The 19,772-nt window shown below is 73.4% G+C and carries 21 protein-coding genes; 12 read left to right on the top strand and 9 right to left on the bottom strand.

From position 1 onward, the window contains the following. Positions 1-20: 20 nt before the first annotated feature. The 5 genes from AC5RWQ_RS05265 to AC5RWQ_RS05285 all read right to left on the bottom strand — a co-directional run bounded on the left by AC5RWQ_RS05265 (position 21) and on the right by AC5RWQ_RS05285 (position 3,815). A complete protein-coding gene (locus tag AC5RWQ_RS05265) occupies positions 21-746 on the bottom strand; it encodes a CDP-alcohol phosphatidyltransferase family protein (RefSeq protein ID WP_494281576.1) in 726 nt (241 codons plus the stop codon). Continuing rightward, positions 721-1,788: an iron-containing alcohol dehydrogenase family protein gene (locus AC5RWQ_RS05270; RefSeq protein ID WP_494281577.1), complete on the bottom strand. Its 1,068-nt coding sequence runs from the start codon at positions 1,786-1,788 to the stop codon at positions 721-723. The genes AC5RWQ_RS05265 and AC5RWQ_RS05270 overlap by 26 nt, the downstream gene beginning before the upstream one ends. Beyond that, complete coding sequence (locus AC5RWQ_RS05275) at positions 1,776-2,507, bottom strand: phosphocholine cytidylyltransferase family protein (protein WP_494281639.1); 732 nt, start codon at positions 2,505-2,507, stop codon at positions 1,776-1,778. Before AC5RWQ_RS05275 ends, AC5RWQ_RS05270 begins: the two co-directional genes overlap by 13 nt. 91 nt (positions 2,508-2,598) lie before the next feature. Next, a complete protein-coding gene (locus AC5RWQ_RS05280; RefSeq protein WP_494281578.1) occupies positions 2,599-3,369 on the bottom strand; it encodes a hypothetical protein in 771 nt (256 codons plus the stop codon). Continuing rightward, positions 3,366-3,815 carry an NUDIX domain-containing protein gene (locus AC5RWQ_RS05285; protein WP_494281579.1) on the bottom strand — a complete coding sequence of 150 codons (450 nt, stop codon included), beginning with the start codon at positions 3,813-3,815 and terminating at the stop codon, positions 3,366-3,368. Before AC5RWQ_RS05285 ends, AC5RWQ_RS05280 begins: the two co-directional genes overlap by 4 nt. A gap of 116 nt (positions 3,816-3,931) precedes the next feature. On the opposite strand from AC5RWQ_RS05285, the gene AC5RWQ_RS05290 reads away from it, so the two are divergent. From AC5RWQ_RS05290 to corA, 3 genes are all read left to right on the top strand, one after another. Continuing rightward, a complete protein-coding gene (locus AC5RWQ_RS05290; protein WP_494281580.1) occupies positions 3,932-4,321 on the top strand; it encodes a CBS domain-containing protein in 390 nt (129 codons plus the stop codon). 165 nt (positions 4,322-4,486) lie between these two features. Beyond that, a complete protein-coding gene (locus tag AC5RWQ_RS05295; RefSeq protein WP_334487670.1) occupies positions 4,487-5,581 on the top strand; it encodes an aminotransferase-like domain-containing protein in 1,095 nt (364 codons plus the stop codon). Positions 5,582-6,022: 441 nt separating this feature from the next. Further along, the gene (gene corA, locus AC5RWQ_RS05300) at positions 6,023-7,162 is read left to right on the top strand and encodes a magnesium/cobalt transporter CorA (protein WP_494281581.1); all 1,140 of its coding nucleotides are present in this window, start codon (positions 6,023-6,025) and stop codon (positions 7,160-7,162) included. Positions 7,163-7,169: 7 nt separating this feature from the next. On the opposite strand, the gene AC5RWQ_RS05305 is transcribed toward corA, so the two are convergent. Together AC5RWQ_RS05305 and AC5RWQ_RS05310 are read right to left on the bottom strand one after the other, a co-directional pair. Further along, complete coding sequence (locus tag AC5RWQ_RS05305) at positions 7,170-8,027, bottom strand: polysaccharide deacetylase family protein (RefSeq protein WP_494281582.1); 858 nt, start codon at positions 8,025-8,027, stop codon at positions 7,170-7,172. 116 nt (positions 8,028-8,143) lie between these two features. Beyond that, on the bottom strand, positions 8,144-8,971 hold the full coding sequence (locus AC5RWQ_RS05310; protein ID WP_494281583.1) for a hypothetical protein: 828 nt from the start codon (positions 8,969-8,971) through the stop codon (positions 8,144-8,146). 84 nt (positions 8,972-9,055) lie between these two features. Between AC5RWQ_RS05310 and AC5RWQ_RS05315 the strand changes: the two genes are divergently transcribed. Next, entirely contained in the window at positions 9,056-9,586 is a 531-nt protein-coding gene (locus AC5RWQ_RS05315) for a peptidylprolyl isomerase (RefSeq protein WP_334487659.1), read from the top strand. A gap of 27 nt (positions 9,587-9,613) precedes the next feature. Further along, positions 9,614-10,555, top strand: coding sequence for a rhomboid family intramembrane serine protease (locus AC5RWQ_RS05320; RefSeq protein WP_494281584.1), 942 nt, complete (start codon positions 9,614-9,616; stop codon positions 10,553-10,555). Positions 10,556-10,562: 7 nt separating this feature from the next. Here the strand turns inward: AC5RWQ_RS05320 and AC5RWQ_RS05325 are convergent, their stop codons facing one another. Beyond that, entirely contained in the window at positions 10,563-10,988 is a 426-nt protein-coding gene (locus AC5RWQ_RS05325) for a PH domain-containing protein (protein WP_494281585.1), read from the bottom strand. A gap of 98 nt (positions 10,989-11,086) precedes the next feature. Between AC5RWQ_RS05325 and AC5RWQ_RS05330 the strand changes: the two genes are divergently transcribed. The 7 genes from AC5RWQ_RS05330 to AC5RWQ_RS05360 all read left to right on the top strand — a co-directional run bounded on the left by AC5RWQ_RS05330 (position 11,087) and on the right by AC5RWQ_RS05360 (position 17,897). Next, complete coding sequence (locus AC5RWQ_RS05330; protein WP_494281586.1) at positions 11,087-12,259, top strand: thiolase family protein; 1,173 nt, start codon at positions 11,087-11,089, stop codon at positions 12,257-12,259. A 43-nt stretch (positions 12,260-12,302) separates the two neighbouring features. After that, positions 12,303-13,295 carry a phosphotransferase family protein gene (locus tag AC5RWQ_RS05335; RefSeq protein WP_494281587.1) on the top strand — a complete coding sequence of 331 codons (993 nt, stop codon included), beginning with the start codon at positions 12,303-12,305 and terminating at the stop codon, positions 13,293-13,295. A 157-nt stretch (positions 13,296-13,452) separates the two neighbouring features. Then, positions 13,453-14,337: a DUF1906 domain-containing protein gene (locus AC5RWQ_RS05340; RefSeq protein WP_494281588.1), complete on the top strand. Its 885-nt coding sequence runs from the start codon at positions 13,453-13,455 to the stop codon at positions 14,335-14,337. A gap of 102 nt (positions 14,338-14,439) precedes the next feature. Further along, on the top strand, positions 14,440-14,952 hold the full coding sequence (locus AC5RWQ_RS05345) for a hypothetical protein (protein ID WP_494281589.1): 513 nt from the start codon (positions 14,440-14,442) through the stop codon (positions 14,950-14,952). Between the two features lie 68 nt (positions 14,953-15,020). Continuing rightward, positions 15,021-15,713, top strand: a complete 693-nt coding sequence (locus AC5RWQ_RS05350; protein ID WP_494281590.1) for a response regulator transcription factor — start codon at positions 15,021-15,023, stop codon at positions 15,711-15,713. Then, the gene (locus tag AC5RWQ_RS05355) at positions 15,706-17,232 is read left to right on the top strand and encodes a sensor histidine kinase (protein WP_494281591.1); all 1,527 of its coding nucleotides are present in this window, start codon (positions 15,706-15,708) and stop codon (positions 17,230-17,232) included. The genes AC5RWQ_RS05350 and AC5RWQ_RS05355 overlap by 8 nt, the downstream gene beginning before the upstream one ends. A gap of 56 nt (positions 17,233-17,288) precedes the next feature. Further along, entirely contained in the window at positions 17,289-17,897 is a 609-nt protein-coding gene (locus tag AC5RWQ_RS05360) for a hypothetical protein (RefSeq protein WP_494281592.1), read from the top strand. A gap of 49 nt (positions 17,898-17,946) precedes the next feature. Here the strand turns inward: AC5RWQ_RS05360 and AC5RWQ_RS05365 are convergent, their stop codons facing one another. Continuing rightward, positions 17,947-19,542, bottom strand: a complete 1,596-nt coding sequence (locus AC5RWQ_RS05365; protein ID WP_494281593.1) for a ricin-type beta-trefoil lectin domain protein — start codon at positions 19,540-19,542, stop codon at positions 17,947-17,949. Positions 19,543-19,772 lie beyond the last annotated feature (230 nt).

Consider the following 19,772-nt stretch of genomic DNA (forward strand, 5'->3'; position numbering starts at 1 on the left):
AGCGGAGGGCCGGAGGAGGGTCAGCGGAGGGAGGCGCGGGCGGCGAAGGCGATGCTGGCCAGCAGGAAGCCGCCGTTGACGATGGTGAAGGCGACGACCACCCAGAGGGTGAGGGCGGGCGCGACCATCAGCACGAGCGCGGCCACGAAGATCACCGCGCCGTAGTCGCGGACCAGCTTCACCAGGCGTACCGGCAGCGACGTCGAGGTGACCATGCTGGCGGCGTTCGGGCCGGACTGCATCACCGAGGTCACCAGGTTGACCATCCAGGTGCCGGCGAAGGTCACCATCAGCCAGGTCGGTACGCCCGGGTGCTGCGCCACGACGGTCGCGGCCAGCGCGGCGACCAGGGCGATCTGGGCGGCCACGTCGCAGAGCACGTCCACCCGGGCGCCCGCCGCGCTGCCCGTGCCGGTCACCCGGGCCAGCTGCCCGTCGGCGCAGTCCAGCGCGTACGCGACCTGCCAGCCGACCAGCGCGACCAGCCCGACCACCCAGGCCGGCACGTCCCCGGCGGCGACCCGGTCGGCGAGCGCCACCACGGTCACCGAGGTGGCCAGCCCGAGCACCAGGTTGCCGATGCTCAGCGCGGTGGGGCGCAGCCCGAGCCGCTGGGCGACCAGGGCGAACACGGCTCCCAGGCGCTGGCTCACCGACTCGCTGAACAGCCCGCCACCCCGGTTGACCCGGTAGAAGTCGGCGACGGAGGGCCGGGTCGGCTCAGCCAAGGTGGACGCGTAGTTCATCGGCGTACTCTCCAAGCCGCTGTCGGGTCTCGGCCGGGGTCAGCGCGAGGTGTTCGAGGATGGTGTAGCGGTCCGGCCGGGTGGCCGGGGCGAACTGCACCGCCTCGACGAACTGGTCGTCGGTCAGGCCCACGTCGGCGGGGAGCCGGGGCAGGCCGTGCCGGGCCAGGCAGGCCGACATCTCCTCGAAGCGCCGCCGGTCGCCGCGCAGGAACGTGCAGAAGAGCGCCCCGAGCCCGGCCAGTTCGCCGTGCGAGGCGGTGCCCGGGAAGAGCGAGTCGACCGCGTGCATGATCTCGTGGCAGCCGCCGCTGGCCGGGCGGCTCGTGCCGCAGACCGCCATCGCCAGGCCGCTGGAGATCAGCGCCTCGGCCAGCACGGTGACGAACGCGTCGTCGGTCATGTCGCCCCGGTGGGCGAGCACCGCCTCGGCGCCCATCCGGGCCAGCGAGGCGGCCAGCCCGTCGACCGGCTCGCCGCGGACCTGCCGGGCCAGCTCCCAGTCCGCCAGCGCACTGATGTTGCTGACCACGTCGCCGATGCCCGCCCGGTTGTGGCGCTCCGGGCCGGCCTCCACGAAGTCCAGGTCGACGATCACCGCGATCGGGATGTGCACCCCGTAGGAGCCCTTGATGCCCTCGTTGACCAGGCTGGCCACCGGGGAGGCGATGCCGTCGTTCGCCAGGCTGGTCGCCACGGTCACCATGGGCAGCCCGCGCCGGGTGGCCGCGTACTTCGCCACGTCGATGGTCTTGCCGCCGCCGATCCCCACCACCGCGTCGTACGACCGGGCGCGCAGCTTCGCGCCCAGGTCGTCGGCGGCGTCCAGGGTGCCGCCCGCCACGGTGAAGACGTCCGCCGAGCGCAGCTTCGGCCGGATCAGCTCGGCGATCTGCTCGCCCTGCCCGGGCCCGACCACCACCGCCACGTCGCCCCCGGCGGAGATCCGCCCGTCGACCAGGATCGCGGCCAGGTCCGCCACCGCGCCCCGCCGCACGTCGATGTGGAGCGGGGTGAGGATCGTCCGGGCTAGTAGCGGCACGCGATCTCCCGCGCCCGGGCCAGGTCGGCGTGGTTGTCGACCTCGACCCAGAGCACGTCACCGATCGGCGCCGCCCGCACCTCGCCGCCCCGGTCGGCGAACTCCTGGTAGCCGTCCTCGTAGTACAGGTTCGGGTCGCGCCGCCAGGTCGCCTCCAGGGCGTCGGCGAGCGGGACCGCCACCTGCGGCTCGATCAGCGTCGCGCCGATGTACTCGCCGTACGCCTCGCCCGGGTCCATCAGCTTGGTGATCCGGGTGAGCTGGCCGGCCGCGTCGAAGGTGGTCTTCATCTCCTCCTCGGCCAGCGGCTTGATGTTGTCCACGGCCAGCAGGACGCCCGGGCCGCGCTCGGCCAGCAGGGTCTTCTCCACGCTCACCGGATGCACGGTGTCGCCGTTGACCAGCAGCACGCCACGGGCGAAGTGCTCCCGGGCCAGCCAGAGGGAGTAGGCGTTGTTCCACTCCTCGGCCTTGTCGTTGTGCACGAGGGTGAGCTGGACGCCGTATCGCTGCTCCAGGGCCGCCTGCCGCTGGACGACCGCGTCGGCGGCGTAGCCGACCACGATCACGATCTCGGTGAGCCCGACCTCGGCGAGGTTGCGCAACGCGATGTCGAGGATGGTGGTCTCACCGTCCACCGGCACCAGCGCCTTGGGCAGGGTGTCGGTGTACGGGCGCAGTCGCCGCCCGGCACCGGCGGCGAGCACCATCCCGATCATTCCGACGTCCTCCCCACGAATCACCCACGGTCATCGTGGAGGATAACGTCACCTGGCGGTCGTCCTGCGGCCAACCGGTGCGCACGGTCGTTCAGCCGGGCAGCGCCGCCAGGTCGGCCAGCATGCCCAGCCGCTCGTCCGCGGTGAGCACGGCGTACGGCCCGCCGGCCCGCCGGTCGGTCTCCAGTTCGATGGCCCGGCGCTCCGGTCCGGGCGGCAGGTCCGCCACGGTCGCGGCGGTGTGCCCGGCGGCCGTCCACGCGGCGGCGTGCGCGTCCGCCCGGTGGTAACGCAGCGTGCTGAGCCGGTTCAGCAGCAGCACGCCGGGCGGGGTGCCGTCCGGCTCGTACGGCGGGGCCATGGTGGCGAAGGCGGGGCCGGGCTCGGCGCCCGGGGCGTCGGCGAGCAGCAGCGCGTACGCCAGCAGCCGCCCGAGGGCCTCGACCAGCCGGACCACCCGGTCGTCGTGCCCGACCCAGAGCTCCTCGGTCACCTCGCCGTGCACCTGGTAGATCTCGGCCAGGAAGTCCGCCCCCCGTTCGGTCGCGGCGAACCCGCCGTCGGGCTGGCGGGCGATCATGCCGTGCGCCACCTGTTTGTCCAGTGCCCGCTGGCAGGCCGCCGGGTCCCGGTACCGGGTGACCGCGGCGAAGCCGTGCCCGTCGACCGTCCCGCCCGGCGCGGCGAGCCGGGTCCGGAACTCGACCAGGAAGCCGGTCGCCGCCGGCCCGCCGTACCGCTGGCTCAACTCGGCGCCGCCGCCGTCGCGGCCGGCGAGCATGCCGGCGACGAAGGTCCGGTCGACCGCCGGCGCGACCAGTCCGGCGAACCGGTGCGGGGCCAGCTCGACGCCCTCGTTCACCGGCCGATGGACCGGAGGGCGGCGAACGCGTCCTCGACGATTCGCCGGATCTCACCGTCGTCGACGTCCCGGTTCTCGTCCAGCATCGCCACGTCGCGTTCGGTCAGCCAGCGAAACTCGGTGTGCTTGCCGGCCTCCAGGCGGGGCCGGGTCAGGTCGCCGTCGACCCGGACCAGGAAGTCGGTCTCGGTTCGGTCCAGGCCGTCGTCGCCGGTCCAGCGGAATGCGGGGAACCGGGCCAGCACGTGCGAGACGGTCCAGCCGGTCTCCTCGGCGACCTCGCGGCGCAGCGCGTCCTCGGCGTCCTCACCGGGTTCCAGATGGCCGCCGACGATGTCCCACGTGTTGGGAAAAAGGCGCCGCTCGGGGGACCGGCGCTGGACAAAAAGGCGGCCGTCGTCGTCCACGATCAGCGCGCCGGCGCAGCGGAGAGGCTCGGTGGGCACAGCGTCGACAGTAGCGAGCCGCCGGCGAGCTCGCCGCTGACCGGTCTTGTCCCGATCTGCCTTGAGGGCCCACCATGTGGGGTACCGGTGCCGCCGTCCCACAGGGGTGATGCGTGATGCAGGTTCGAGAAGCGATGTCCAGTGAGGTACTCGTGGTCGGCCCGGAGCACACGCTCCGCCAGGCGGCCCGAATGATGTCGGCCCGCGGTGTCGGGTCGGCGGTCGTGATCGACCCGGAGTCCGAGGGAATCGGCATCATGACCGAACGCGACGTGCTCAACGCGATCGGAGCCGACCTGGACTGCGATGTCGAGCGGACCAGGGGGCACGTGAGCTGGGATGTCGTCTACGCCGGTCCGGAGTGGACGGTGGAGGAGGCGGCCGCGGCGATGGCCCGGGGCGGCTTCCGGCACCTGGTGGTGCTCGACGGCCGCGAGGTGGCCGGGGTGATCTCGGTCCGGGACCTGATGCGGGTCTGGGCGCAGCAGGGGCTCGCGCTGCGCTGACCCCCGGGGCGGGAGTCGTCGTACCCTCCCCCGACGACTCCCGGCCGGCCCGCCAGCAGGGAGAACGAGAGCGGAATTCGGGTCCGCCAATCGATCACTGCCCGCATGTTGAACTTGGCGTGTATGCCGGTCGGAGTGGCCGGGGCAGGCCCTAGGCTCGTGCGCATGACCGCCGAGCAGCTGATCTCGTTCGCCCGTGGAGCTCCCTCGCTGGACATCGTGGATGTCGAGGGTCTCAAGGCAGCCGCCGTCCGCGCCTTCGACGCCGACCCCGCCGGGGTCACGGCCTACGGCACCTCCGTCGGCTACCCACCCCTGCGAAAGTGGATCGCCGACAAGCACGGCGTTCAGCCGGACCAGGTGCTCGTCACCAACGGCTCGCTGCAGGCCGACGCGTTCCTCTTCGACCACCTGGTGCGGCGCGGCGACGCGGTGGTGGTGGAGCGTCCGACATACGACCGGACCCTGCTCAACCTGCAGAAGATGGGCGGCGAGATCCACGGCGTCTCCATCCAGCCGGACGGCCTGGACACCGCCGAGCTGCGCAAGCTGCTGGAGTCCGGGGTGCGGCCCAGGCTGGCGCACGTCATCCCGAACTACCAGAACCCCGCCGGGGTGACCCTCTCCCTGGAGAAGCGGCGTGAGCTGCTCGACCTGGCCGCGGAGTACGAGTTCATCATCTTCGAGGACGACCCGTACGCCGACATCCGCTTCCGCGGGGAGCCGCTGCCGTCGATGCTCTCGATGGACACCCGCGACGTGGTGGTGCACGCGTCCAGCTTCACCAAGACGGTCTGCCCGGGCGTCCGGGTCGGCTACCTGGTCGGGTCGGCTGACCTGATCGCCGACATCGCCAAGAAGGCGACCAGCCTCTACATCTCCCCGGGCATGGTCTCCGAGGCGATCGTGCACCAGTTCTGTGTCTCCGGCGACATTCAGCGGTCGATCGAGACGGTGTCGACGGCGCTCGGCGAGCGGGCCCGGGTGCTGGCCGACTCGTTGCGCCGGCACCTGCCGGAGGCCCGGTTCGTGGAGCCGGACGGCGGCTACTTCCTCTGGGTCGAGTTCCCGGAGGACGTGCTGGTGGAGAAGCTCGCCCCGGCCGCCGCCGAGCGGGGCGTGGCCGTGGTCAAGGGCAGCGACTTCGTCATCGAGGGCGGCCGGCACGCGCTCCGGCTGGCGTTCTCCGCGGTGACCGCGGACCGGATCGACGAGGGTGTCCGCCGGCTGGCGGAGGCCGTGGCCGCCGTTCGCGGCTGATTTTCTGTCGGGTTTCCGACAATCAGGCGATGCCGGCCGGCTCGGGACTCCCCCCGAGCCGGCCGGCGGCCCACAATGCTGCGAGCGTCACTCACGTCCACCGCCGCACCGCCCCCACCAGGGCCGGTGCCCCCGCGACCGGGGTGGACCGGCGACGCCACGCAGCACTACCCCCGCCCCCAACGGCGTCGGGTGGGCCGTGTCGCCCCTCACCCCCTGACGCGGTACGGCCCACCCGGCGCCACCCCGGCGCCGGTGCCCGCACCCGCCCGTCGCCGTGGCTTCTCCGGGCCCCGCCCGCTGCCGCGGCCAGAACTGTGACCACTGTCACGGCCCCACCCGCCGGATCGGACGCTCGGAACGCCCCGTACCTCGCTGACGGGCCGAACCCCGGCGGCGGCGTAACCTGCAAGCCGCAGCAGCGTGGGGGAGGGGGACGCCATGACGGACCAGGAGCGGTCGACGACACCGAACGCCGGACGGGCGCCGCGCCCCCGCGCCTGGGCGGCCCCGGTCCGCGCGATGTCCCGCATCCTCAACGCCGATGGCTCCCCGCGTACGGCCGCGCCGGCCGGCCCGGAGCGCAGCGGCGTCGTCGACTGCGGTCTCTATGTCGGCGGGGAGCGCCAGTCCGGCCAGTGGCACTACGCCGAGGCGCTGGAGGCGGCCCGCCGGGAACGCGACGCGTTCGTCTGGATCGGGCTGCACGAGCCGGAGCTGGCCGAGATGACCGCCATCGCCGAGACGTACGGCCTGCACGAGCTGGCGGTCGAGGACGCGGTCAAGGCCGAGCAGCGCCCCAAGCTGGAGCGCTTCGGCGAGGTCGTCTTCCTGGTGCTGCGCACCGCTCGGTACTGCGAGCACACCGAGCTGACCGAGAACTCCGAGGTGGTGGAGACCGGCCAGGTGATGCTCTTCATCGGGCCGAACTTCCTGATCAGCGTCCGGCACGGCGACGCCAGCCGGCTCGCCCCGGTCCGGGCCGACCTGGAGGCCAAGCGCGAGCTGCTGGTGCACGGTCCGTGGGCCGTGGCGTACGCGATCACCGACCGGGTGGTCGACCTCTACCTGGAGGTGGCCGACCAGCTGGAGGACGACCTGGACGTGCTGGAGGCGGACGTCTTCGACCGCCAGGGCAGCGGGCGGATCCAGCGGATCTACCAGATGAAGCGGGAGCTGGTGGAGTTCAAGCGGGCGGTGGTCCCGCTGCAGCGGCCGCTGCTCACGCTGACCTCGCAGGTCAACCGGGACGTGCCGAAGGAGATCCGGCGGTACTTCCGCGACGTGCAGGATCACCTCAGCCGCACCGTCGAGCAGGTCAACTCCTACGACGACCTGCTCAACTCGATCCTCCAGGCCCGGCTGGCGCAGGTCACCGTCGACCAGAACAACGACATGCGCAAGATCGCGGCGTGGGCCGCGATCGGCGCCGTGTGGACCGCGATCGCCGGCATCTACGGCATGAACTTCGAGAACATGCCGGAGCTGGGGTGGACGTACGGCTACCCGGGCGTCTGGGCGCTGATGCTGGCGTCGTCGTTCACCCTCTACCGCCTGTTCCGCCGCAACGGCTGGCTGTAGCGCCGGCTCAACCGGTGGCGAGCAGCTCGGAGACGGTGACGAAGTCGAAGCCCCGGGCCCGCAGCCCCTTGATCATTCCGGCCAGTCCGCGGATGGCGACCAGCCGGTCGGCCGGCCCGGTGTCGTGGGCCAGCAGGATCGTCCCGGGGGTGCACGCCCCGACCACGTAGTCGACCAGGCCGGCGGGGTTGTGGACGTACTGCGACTCGAGCATCTGCCGGTTCCAGAGCACCAACTGGTAGCCCAGGTCGTTCGCCGCGAGCAGGGTGCTGCCGCCGAGGTGCCCGTACGGCGGGCGGAGCAGGGTGGGCTCCCGGCCCCAGAGCCGGGTCAGCTCCTCGTGCGCCCGGCTGATCGCCTCGCGGCTCTGCTCGTACGTCATTCGGGCCAGGTCCAGGTGGGCCCAGGTGTGGTTGCCGACCTCGTGCCCGGCCAACCGGTCGGCGACCAGGTGGCCGTGCTCGCGGGCGTTGCGCCCAACCATGAAGAAAGTGGCCCGGGCGTCGGCGTCGGCCAGGATCGACAGCACCTGCGGGGTCCAGCTCGGCGCGGGCCCGTCGTCGAAGGTCAACGCGACCAGCCGCCGGGTGGTGTCCACTCCCCACACCACCTCCACCCGTGAGGAGCGCGGCGGCGTGCGCCGATCGGCGTGCACGGTGGCGGCGTACCCGCCGTAGAAGGGCAGCTTGCTGTCGGCGGTGGCCTCGTCGTACCCGATTTCGCCGGTGAGGGTGGCGGCCGCCCCGCCCAGCGCGGCCGCGGCGCCGGTCAGGATCCGCCGTCGGGACACCGCCCGGGTACCCGCGGGGGCCGGCCGTGCCGACTGCACCCCGGGCGCCGGGGGCTCACTCCTCGACGGCGGCATGTCCTGCACTGTAGGAGCCGGGCGCACGCCCGGCGATCCGATAAGCGAGGTTCACTCCCCCGGACACGCCGGCGGCGCGGGAGTCGCCTCCCGCGCCGCCGGCGATGCCCCTGGTGTCAGCGACGGCTCTTCGCGGCACCCTTGCCGAGCGCGTTGGTGAGGTCGTCCGCCGGACGACCGGAGACGTCCTTGGCGCCCTCGGCGACCGAGGGGACCTTGTCGTTGGCGTGGATCACCGGCTGCGTGCCGGGACGGGTGGTCGACGCGCTGTCGCCACCGGCCACCGATGAGCTTCCCGCGCCGGTCGGGCCACCGGCCGTGCCGGCGCCGCTGGACATCGTCGAGGCGTCGGTGACCTTCTCGCCGCTGGGCGAGGGAGTCTCCACCACCAGGGTGTCGACCTCGTCACTCACCGGCGCGACGCCGCGGGTCGGGTCGTACTCGGCCCACTCCTGCTGCTCCCGGCGGCGACGCATGGCCATCGCGCCGGCCACCCCGGCGACCGCGCCGGCGGCCAGCAGGCCGGTCATCATGCCGCCCGACTTCTTCTGCTTCTTCTTGCTGGCCTTGGCGTTCTTCGCCTTGGCCTTCTTGCTCACCGCGGCCTGCTTCGCGGCGGCGGCCTTGCGGTCGGCGACCATCTTGCCCGCCGTGCCGGCCTGCGCGTTGCGCACGGCCAGGGCCAGCGGCGCGAGGGCCGCGACGGTGGACGCGAACCCGCTCGACGCCCGGTCCTTCACGACGACGGCGGTCGGCGCGACGGCGCCCCGGGCCGCCTGGACCCGCGGGCCGACCGTGGCGCCGGCACCCTTCGCCGCATGGTTCGCGGCCTGACGCAGGTGTCCGATGCCCTGGTTGAGCTCGATCTTTGCGAGCTGTCCCTGGGTCTTGCGCCGCCCGATTCCAAACACGGTCCCACCTCCTGGGAGTTGTTCCTTCGTCATCCTCCACCTTCGGATGCCTCCGCACTGCCAGATCGGGCACATGGGAGGATCCGCATGGAACTGACCAACGAGTGAGGAGTACCCGTGGCCGAGGCTGTCTACGCCACCTTGCACACCAACGCTGGCCCGATCCGGCTGGAGCTCTTCCCGAACCACGCTCCGAAGACGGTCCGCAACTTCGTGGAACTGGCCGAGGGCACCGCGAAGTACACCGACCCGCGCACCGGCCAGCCGGGCAGCGGGCCGTACTACGACGGCACCATCTCGCACCGCGTGATCAGCGGCTTCATGGTCCAGATGGGCGACCCGACCGGCACCGGCCGGGGTGGACCGGGCTACCAGTTCGGCGACGAGTTCCACCCGGAGCTGCGCTTCGACCGGCCGTACCTGCTGGCGATGGCGAACGCCGGGCCGGGCACCAACGGCTCGCAGTTCTTCATCACCGTCTCGCCGACGCCGCACCTGAACAACCGGCACACCATCTTCGGCCAGGTGGCCGACGAGCAGTCGGTGAAGGTCGTCGACGCGATCGCCAACACTCCGACCGGCCCGAGCGACCGGCCGCTGCAGGACGTGGTGATCGAGCGGGTCGAGATCGAGCGCACCCCGGCCTGATCGCGCCCGCGAGGTACCTTTGCACGCATGACTGAACGCTCCGGGCCGGCCGGCGACGCCACCGGTGGGTCGGTGCCGACCACTCCGGTCTGCTACCGCCACCCCGACCGGGAGACGTACGTCCGCTGCACCCGCTGTGACCGGCCGATCTGTCCGGACTGCATGCGGGACGCCTCCGTCGGCCACCAGTGCCCGGAGTGCGTGAGCGAGGGACGCCGCACCGTACGGCCGGCGCGCACCGCCTTCGGCGGCGGTGCCGCCGGCCGACGTGGCCTGGTGACCCGCACCCTGATCGCGCTGAACGTGCTGATGATGGTGCTCTCCATCGCCTCCGACCGGGGCGGCGACTCGATGGCCGGCGGCTCCGCCCTTGGCGGCCTGTTCGGCGGCGGCACCCCGCTGACCCAGTGGGGCGCGGTGATCGCGCAGTGGCCGCCGCAGTTCCCGGTGGAGGGCGTCGCCACCGGCGAGTGGTACCGGCTGGTCACCGCCATGTTCCTGCACTACGGCCTGGTGCACCTGCTGCTCAACATGTGGGCGCTCTGGGTGCTCGGGCGCGACCTGGAGGCGCTGCTCGGGCCGCTGCGCTTCCTCACGCTCTACCTGGTCGCCGGCCTTGGCGGCAACGTCGCGGCCTACCTGTTCAGCGCCCCGAACGCCGCGTCGGCCGGTGCCTCGACCGCGATCTTCGGGCTCTTCGCCGCGGTCTTCGTGCTGATGCGCCGGCTGGGTCGGGACACCTCGGCGATCGTGCCGATCCTGGTGATCAACCTGGTCTTCACCTTCACCGTGCCGGGCATCTCCGTCCCGGGGCACATCGGCGGCCTGGTCGCCGGGGCGCTGATGGCGCTGGTGCTCGCGTACGCCCCGCGGATGCGCCGGTCGGTCTTCCAGGCGGCCGGTACGGCGGTCATCCTGGTGGCGCTGCTCGGCCTGGTGGTCGTCCGCACCGCGATGCTGACCGGCTGACCCTGCCTCAGGGGCGGGCCGCCTGAAGCGCCTCGGCCACCTCGGCCGGCTCGGTGCCCAGGTCGGCCCGGCCGAACAGGTGCAACGACTCCCCGGCGTCGATCTCCAGCGTCTCGGTGGCGAGCCCGAGCCGGCTGCGCCGGTCCACGGTGATCGCCTCCACCGCATCCCAGGGCAGCAGCCGCCGGCCGGCGTACCCGTCGATGACGGTGATCCCCGCCGGGTCGACGGCGAGGCGGACCGGGACGAGCAGGTCGCGCAGCGCCCAGCCGGCGAGCGCGACGCCCACCGCGACGGCCAGCGCGATCTGGACCGGGTCGCCGTCGGCGAAGATCAGCCCGAGCAGGACCAGGCCGGCCGCGGCGAGCAGCTTCGCCACCGGCAGGGCCGCCGGCACCCGCCACTGGCGGGCCGGGGACGATGGTGGTTGCACGGCTCCAGCATGCCAGCCGGACCGGGCCGGCTCCCGGGGGCGGACGACGGCCGGCCGACGACGTAGGATCGACCCAGCCAGGTTACCGGGGAGTAGATATGAGTGACGCAGTCATCGTCGGCGCGGTACGCACCCCGGTCGGGCGGCGCAAGGGCAGCCTTGCCGCCGTGCACCCGGTCGACCTCTCGGCGCACGTGCTGCGCGCCCTCGCCGAGCGGACCGGCATCGAGCCCGGCCAGGTGGACGACGTGGTCTGGGGGTGCGTCTCCCAGGTCGGCGAGCAGTCCTGGAACATCGCCCGCAACGGCGTGCTGGCCGCCGGCTGGCCCGAGTCGGTGCCCGGCACCACCCTCGACCGGCAGTGCGGCTCTAGCCAGCAGGCCCTGCACTTCGCCGCCGCCACCGTCGCGTCCGGTCAGGCCGAGCTGGTGGTGGCCGGTGGCGTCGAGTCGATGACCCGGGTGCCGATGGGCTCCAGCGTCGGCGGCGGGATGCCCTTCAGCGATCAGCTCCGGGACCGCTACCGGGGCGTCGAGGGCTTCGCCGACGACCAGCCGCTGCCGTTCAACCAGGGCGTCGGGGCCGAGCTGATCGCCGAACGCTGGCGCTTCTCCCGTACCCAGCTCGACGAGTTCGCGCTGGCCAGCCACGAGAAGGCGGCCGCCGCGCAGGACGCCGGCGCGTTCGACCCGGAGCTGGCCCCGGTGGCGCTGGCCGACGGCGGCAAGTTCGTCGCCGACGAGGGCATCCGCCGGGAGACCTCGCTGGCCAAGCTCGGTGAGCTGGCCACCCCGTTCCGCGCCGACGGCGTGGTCACGGCCGGGTCCGCGTCGCAGATCTCCGACGGCGCCGCGGCGCTCGCCGTCACCACCAGCGAGTGGGCCAGCCGGCACGGGTTGCGCCCGCTGGCCCGGATCCACACCGCCGTGGTCGCCGCCGACGACCCGGTCACCATGCTCACCGCCCCCATCCCGGCCACCGCGAAGGCGCTGCGCCGCGCGGGGCTGGGCATCGAGGAGATCGGGGTGTACGAGGTGAACGAGGCGTTCGCCCCGGTGCCGCTGGCGTGGCTGGCGGAGACCGAGGCGGACCCGGAGCGACTCAACCCGCGGGGCGGCGCGATCGCCCTCGGCCACCCGCTCGGCGCCAGCGGCGCCCGGATCATGACCACGATGCTCCAGCACATGCGCGACAACGGCATCCGCTACGGCCTGCAGACCATGTGCGAGGGCGGCGGCATGGCCAACGCCACCATCGTCGAACTGCTCTGAAATCGGTGGCCGTCCCGCGTCCGGGCGGCCTAACCTGCCGGCCGTGACGACTACCCCCACCCCGCACTGGTCGGACCGCCGGTGGGCCGACGACGCCCTCGCCTGGGTCACCGGGCAGCTGGCACCGCTCGGCCGCCGGGTCACCGGTCCGGTCGAGCCGCGGGTCCGCCCCTGGTCGCTGGTCTGGCAGGTGCCTACCGACGCCGGGCCGGTCTGGTTCAAGGCCAACAACCCGGGCACCCGGCACGAGGCGGCGCTCCTGGCCGAGTTGGCCCGGACCGCCCCGGGCGGGGTGCTCGAACCGCTTGCGCTCGACGTGCGGCGGGGCTGGTCACTGCTGCCCGACGGGGGCCCGAGCCTGCGTGCGGTGCTGAGCGTCGACCGCGACCTGGGCCGCTGGGAGCGGGTGCTGCCGGCGTACGCCGACCTCCAGCGGGCCACCGCGCCGCGGGTTGACGCGATGCTGGCCGCCGGCGTGCCCGACCACCACCCCGAGGTGCTGCCGGCGCTCTTCGAGTCGCTGTTGGACGACACTGGATCGCTGCTGATCGGCGCCGAGGACGGGCTGGCCCCGGCCGGCTACGAGCGGCTGCGCGCGCACCGCGCCGGGTACGCGGCGGACTGCCGCCGGCTCGCCGGGTTCGGGATACCGGCCACCATCCAGCACGACGACCTGCACGACGGCAACGTCTTCGCCGCCGACGACGGGTACCGCTTCTTCGACTGGGGGGACGCCTCGGTCGCCCATCCCTTCGGCACCCTGCTGGTGACCCTGCGCTCCGTCGCCGACGGCTTCGCCCTGACGCCGGGCGACCCGGCGCTGGCCCGGCTGCGGGACGCGTACCTGGAGCCGTGGACCGACCGGTACGACCGGGGTGACCTGCGGGAGGCGGCGGCGCTGGCGATGATCGTGACCACGGTGAGCCGGTCACTGTCCTGGCGGCGTGCCCTGGACAGCCCCGACCCGTCCCGGGCCCAGTACGCCGCGGCGGTGCCGGGCTGGCTGGAGGAGCTCTTCGCCCCCGCCCCGCTCTGAGCCCCACCGCCCGTCGGTGGATCGGTTCCTCCGGTCCATGGTGGACGGGGTAGACAGCCAGGCGAGGGCACGGCAGTATTCCTCGGGTTGGCGTCGAGCGCGCGGCCCGTCCGGGCCCGCTCCGCCCCCACCGTCGTTCGACCAGATCGGGAGACCTGTGACGATCCCCTCCGCCCCGTGGGGCCGGCGTCGTGCCGTCCGCCGGGTGCTCGCCGCCGCCCTGACCGGCGTGCTCGCCGTGGCCGCCGCGGTGACCGGCACGAGCCAGCCGGCGCAGGCCGCCGGCTACTACGGCCCGCAGCCCGGCACCTTCACCGGGCTGGGCTTCGACACCTGCGCGGCGCCCTCGGACGTGGCGATGCAGGCGTGGCTGCAGTCGCCGTACCGGGCGGTCGGGATCTACATCGGCGGGGTCAACCGGGGCTGCGCGCAGCCGAACCTGACCCGGACCTGGGTGGCGAACCAGCAGGCGGCGGGCTGGCGGTTCTTCCCGCTCTACGTCGGCCTCCAGGCCCCCTGCTCCGGGTTCCTGCGCACAATCGACCCGGCCCGGGCGGCCACTCAGGGCTGGGAGGCGGCCAACGACGCGGCGGCCAGCGCCCGCAGCCTCGGCCTGGCGGCCTGGAGCACGATCATCCTGGACATGGAGCACTACGAGACCGGCGACGCGGCCTGCTCCGCCGCCGTCAACGCGTTCGTCTCGGCCTGGACGACCCGGCTGCACCAGTCCAGCTTCTTCTCCGGCTACTACACCAACGTCTCCTCGGCGGGTCTCACCGACCAGTTGGCCGCCTACTCCCGGCCCGGTTACCGTCGCCCGGACGTCCTCGACTTCGCCCGGTGGGACGGAGTGAAGACCGTCACCGACCCGGCCGTGCCGTCGACGTACTGGGCGCCCAAGCGGCGGATGAAGCAGTACCAGGGGGACCACGACGAGACCTGGGGCGGCGTCCGGATCAACATCGACAGCAACTATCTCGACCTGGCGCAGCCGGCGTACCCGCGGGTGTTCAGCGGGACGGTCTCGACCGGCCGGTCCTGATCCTGCGCACTCGTCGCACCCAGGGTGCGACTTGCAGGGGTGGAACTTCCAAAATGCCGTAGTGACCCACGTCACCGCAGGTAACGGCTCGTTGACCAGGGCATGGACGTCTTCTCGCGAACGTTCCTCCCGGCCGCCGCCGAGACCGGACTGGCGGTCCAGACGGTGGCCCGGCACATGCCGGTGTTCCGGCAGTGCGTCGGCTCCGGTGACGCCACCATCCTGGTCACCCGGTGCAGCCGCCCCGACCGGCCGGTGGCCGGGGAATTCCTCCTCCTGCTCACCCACCGCCGGATGGTGGTCACCCAGCAGACCCGGGTGCTGCACCGGCTGCGCCTGCACCTCAACACCGAACTGCGTGAGCTGAGCAACGTGACCTGGAGCCCGGACCCGCGGTCGCACTCCGTCGAGTTGGCCGCCACCGCCATCGACGGGGCGCGCGAGCGGTTCGTCATCCGTACCCAGCACCCGAAGCAGGTCTGGCAGCTCGACACGCTGCTCCACCACGCCTTCCGGACCCGGCTGCGCAAGCCGGCGGAGCGCGTCGTCGCGAAGATCGGCGAGACGCCGGCCGTCCCGCCGATCCCCGCGCTGCGCCCCGTCGTGGCGCGCTGACCGCATCCTTACCTGACCCGAACACAGCCGCACGTCCGTCCCGCCCGACGGTCGGTCATCATGGGCCGGTGACCGCCGACGCCGCGCCGCGCGGGCTCGTCCTCGTGGTGGAGGACGAGCCGGCCATCGCCGACCTGGTCCGGCTCTACCTGGTTCGGGACGGGTTCGGCGTCCACCTGGAACGGGACGGCGAGGCGGGGCTGGCGGCCGCCCGCCGGCTGCGCCCGGTGGCCTGCGTGCTGGACATCGCCCTGCCCGGCCTGGCCGGCACCGAGATCTGCCGACGGCTCCGGGAGGCGGGCGACTGGACCCCGGTCATCTTCCTCACCGCCCGCGACGACGAGGTCGACCGGATCGTCGGCCTGGAACTCGGCGCCGACGACTACGTCACCAAGCCGTTCAGCCCCCGCGAACTGGTGGCCCGGGTCCGCGCGGTGCTGCGTCGCACCGTCGGCGCTCCGGGCGGCGCGGAGCGGCCCCGGACGGTCGGCCCGGTCACCCTCGACCCGGCCCGGCGCACGGTCACCGCGGCCGGCGCGCCGGTGCAGCTCACCTCCACCGAGTTCGACCTGCTCGCTCACCTGATGGCCCGCCCGGGGCGGGTCTTCACCCGGGAGGAACTGCTGGCCGGCGTCTGGGGATACGCGGCGCACGCCGGCACCCGGACCGTCGACGTGCACGTGGCACAGGTCCGGGCGAAGCTCGGCCCGGCCAGCGTGATCCGTACCCACCGCGGCGTCGGGTACGCGGCCGATGGCTGAGCCCACCGGCCCGCCCCGGCCGCCCGAGCCCACCGCGCCGGCCCGGCCGCCCGGACCGCACCGGCCGCACGAGCCCACCGTCGCGCTGCCGGTGATCGGTGCCCGCCCGGCGTTGTCCCCGCCCCGACGGAGCTGGCTCGGCCGCACCCTGACCGCCCGCGCGGTCCTGGTCACCTGTGCGGTGGCGCTGGTGTCGGTGCTGGTCACCGCCCTGGTCGCGGTTCCCCTGGCGGTTCGCGGCGCCGAGCGGCGCGACCAGGAGGCGCTCGCCGCCCAGGCCCGGCTCGCCGCCGACGTGCTGCGGGTCCGCCCGGCCCGGCAGCGCGACGCCGCCGGCGACCGGCTGATCCGTCAGCTGAGCCAGCAGAAGATCGACGTGTACGTCGTCCGGGCCGGCGAGGTCGACCGGCCGGGACTGCCCCGGCAGGTGGTGAACCGGATCGCCGCCGGCGGGAACGTCTCCGGCCCGCGGCTGGTGGCCGGCAGGCGGTCCCTGGTCGAGGGACGGGCCCTGCCCGGCGGCGCCGGCGACGGCGTGGTGCTCGCCCGGGCCACCCCGCAGGGCCCGTGGCGGCAGGTGCTGCGCACCCTGTGGCTGCCGCTGCTGGCCGGGCTCGCCGCCGGGGTGGCGGCCGGGCTGCTGCTCGCCCGCCGGCTGGCCCGGCCGATCCGGCAGGCGGCCACCGCGGCGGCCCGGCTGCGCGCCGGGGACCGGACGGTCCGGGTGCCGGTGGAGCCGCCGGACGAGGTGGCCGACCTGGCGTACGCGCTGAACGGGTTGGCCGCCGCGCTGGCCACCAGCGAGGGACGGCAGCGGGAGTTCCTGCTCTCCGTCTCGCACGAGCTGCGCACCCCGCTGACCGCGATCCGGGGTTGGGCCGAGGCGCTGGCCGACGGGGTGATCGACCCGGACGAGGCAGCGGCCACCGGCCGGACCATGCTCGCTGAGGCCCAGCACCTGGACCGGCTGGTCAGCGACCTGCTGGCGCTGGCCCGGCTGGAGGCGGCGGACTTCCCGCTGGAGCCGGTGCCGGTCGACCTCACCCGGCTGGCCGCCGACGCGGGGCGCACCTGGTCGGACCGGTGCGCGGCGCTCGGCGTGCCCTTCCGGCTGGAGGTGCCTTCGGGGCCGGTGCCGGCGTACACCGATCCGGGGCGGATCCGGCAGGTGGTGGACGGGCTGCTGGAGAACGCGCTGCGGGTCGTACCCCCGGGGGCGCCCGTGGTGCTCGCGGTCCGGCCGGCCGGACCGGACCCGGCGGCCGGCGGGGTGGTCGAGGTCCGCGACGGCGGACCGGGCTTCACCGACGGCGACCTGGCGGTGGCGTTCGAGCGCGGGGCGCTGCACCAGCGCTACCGGGGGGTGCGCAAGGTCGGCAGCGGCCTCGGGCTGGCGCTCGCCGCCGGCCTGGTCCGCCGGCTCGGCGGGGACATCGCCGCCGGACACGCGCCGGAGGGCGGCGCGGCCTTCACCGTCCGGCTGCCCGCGCATCCTTACCTGACCCGAACATCGGCCTGACGCGCCACCCATCCCGGTACCGGACTCTGTAATCACCACGGACGAGAGGGAGACTCATGGCACGTCAGGGATTGGCCATCGGCACCACGTCGCTGCTCGCGGCGCTGGCGCTGGGCCTCGCCGGCTGCGGCCCGGCGCAGGTCGCCGAGAACAGCTCGAAGGCGGCGGCGGTGGACGTGGCCGCGGCGATGGGCGTGGAGGGCCAGGCGCTCGCCGCGATGGGCTTCGACCCGACCGAGCTGGAGCCGGTGGCCGCAGCCGGTGCCGCCCCGTCCGGTTCGCCGGCTCCGGAGGCGTCCGCCGGCGGGAAGGGCAAGCGGGGTGAGCGGGCCGAGGAGTGGCGCAAGCGGCGGCAGGCCCGGGTGCTGCTGCGGAAGAACACCCTGCACGGTGAGGCCGTGGTGCAGACCAGGGACGGCGGTACGAGGACCGTCGCCGTCCAACGCGGCCAGGTGACCGCCATCGACGGCGACTCGATGACCGTGAAGTCGACCGACGGATTCACCATGACCTGGACCTTCGGCGAGGACCTGAAGGTGGTCGAGCGGCGGAACACCGTGCAGTCCACCGACATCAAGGTCGGCACCACCGTCGGCGTGGCCGGCGCGAAGGACGGCGACAACGGTACGGCCCGGCTGATCGTGGTCCCGCTCAAGCAGAAGTGACGGGTGAAAGGAGCGGCCGTCCCGCTGGGACGGCCGCTCCTCGGCGTGCTCAGTAGACCCGGGAGCCGATGAAGTCGTCGTGCCCGTACCCGACCGGGGTGGGGAACGACCGGGACTCGAAGGACCACTGCTGGCGGGCGCTGGTGGAGCAGGTGGCCAGCCGCAGCCGCGGGGTGCCCAGCCACGGGTTGTCGAACGCCACGCAGAGGCTCGTCGCGCCGGCCGGCTTGAGCTGGTTGCCGACGAAGACGAACTGCTGGTTCGCGCCGCCGTGGCAGTCGTAGATGTTGACCGCGGTGTTGGCGGTCAGCGAGCCGCCCGCCACGTCCAGACAGCGGTCGTGGGAGAGCTCGGAGTGCAACGACCGCCGGGTCGGGTCGTACCAGAAGCCCTGGTTACGGCCGCCGTGACAGGCGTACGACTGCTGGGCGGTGCTGTTGCGTGAGTCGTACCCGCGACCGTCCACGCAGGTGCCGGTGGCCGCGTTGCGCAGCTGCCGGAACTCCATCAGCCCGGGGTAGAGCACGCCGCTGCCGGTGCTGGCCGGGTCGACGCAGGTGGCCCGCGACAGGCCTGCTTTCCAGAACTGGGTGATGCACTGGGCGAACATGCCGTGTCCGCGGACGTTGGGATGGAACGACTGCCGGGCGGCGTTCTCGTCCCAGATCCCCACCTCGATGTAGAGGCCGCGGACGGAGGTGTTGTCGGTGCACACCTCGTGGCCGTGGAAGAGCCGGCTGGCGTCCAGGTAGCGGGTGCCGGTGTCGGTGGCCGCCGCGCGCAGCGCCGACTCGAACAGCGGCACCGCCTTGTTCCGGGCGAACGCCGCGTCGGCGAGGTAGAGCAGGCAGCCGCCGGAGTACCAGCCGGGGAAGTTCGGGTTGTCCTCCACGTCCGGGCTGCCGGGGCTCGGGTACGACATCAGCACCAGCTCGTAGTCGGTGCGCAGGTAGCCGGCGTCGGTCATGGTCTGCCGGATCGAGGTGAGGGCCTCCTCGACGGCCCGCCGGCTGCCGTCGGTGCGGATGGTCCACTGGTCGGTGTAGGTCGGGTAGCAGGGGCCCTGGAAGAAGACCCGCCGCACCGCGCAGTCGGTGGCGACCGGGCCGAACTGGATGGTGCCGTCGCCGTTGGCCCCGACGACCACCCAGATCAGCTTGACGTGCGTGTTGCGCGCCTTGACGGCCAGGTAGTCGCCCTGGTTGAGCTCGTTGTGCTGGGTGGGGCCGCCGGCGACGAGGTTCCACGGGGTGGCGCCGGAGCAGGCCAGGTTGTACTGGGTGTCGGAGGCGATGCCGGTCCGGAAGACGGCCTGGTCGTACGAGCGGTCACACCAGTTGCCGTCGGTGTGCGTGCCGGGGACGTAGTTGCCCACGCCCTCGCCGGAGATCTCACTGTCGCCCATGGTGACCAGGGCGGTGCGGCGCTGCTCGAGCGGCCGGATCTCCGGAGAGCCGTAGAGCGCGGTGGCCTCGGCGGCGCGGACCGTCTCGAGGTTCGTCGGGAGTGGCTGGACGGTCGGGCGGTCGTCGGCGGCGGCGGGGGACGCCGGACCGAGGAGCATGGGTAGGGCGAGGGCGGCGGCGGAGGCGACGGCGAGGACCCGTCGGATCGCCGGTGCGCGCCTGGTGGGGGTGCCAAGCATCGACGCACTCCTTTCGGCTCGATCGCGGGACGTCGATCGAGTTACCGGAAGGTAACGCCGCACCTGTATTGATGTGAATATGTCTCGGGAAAGGTTTCCGCCATCTGCGTGCCCGGACCGTGCCCGGTGCCGGATACTCGCGGGAGATGCCGTCCGGCCCTGCGCTGACGCCGGCCGCCCGTGGTGGCGGCCTCGGTACGGCTGGCCAGCCAGGCTACGCTAGGGCCGAT

The sequence above is a fragment of the Micromonospora sp. BS32 genome, assembly GCF_059089345.1.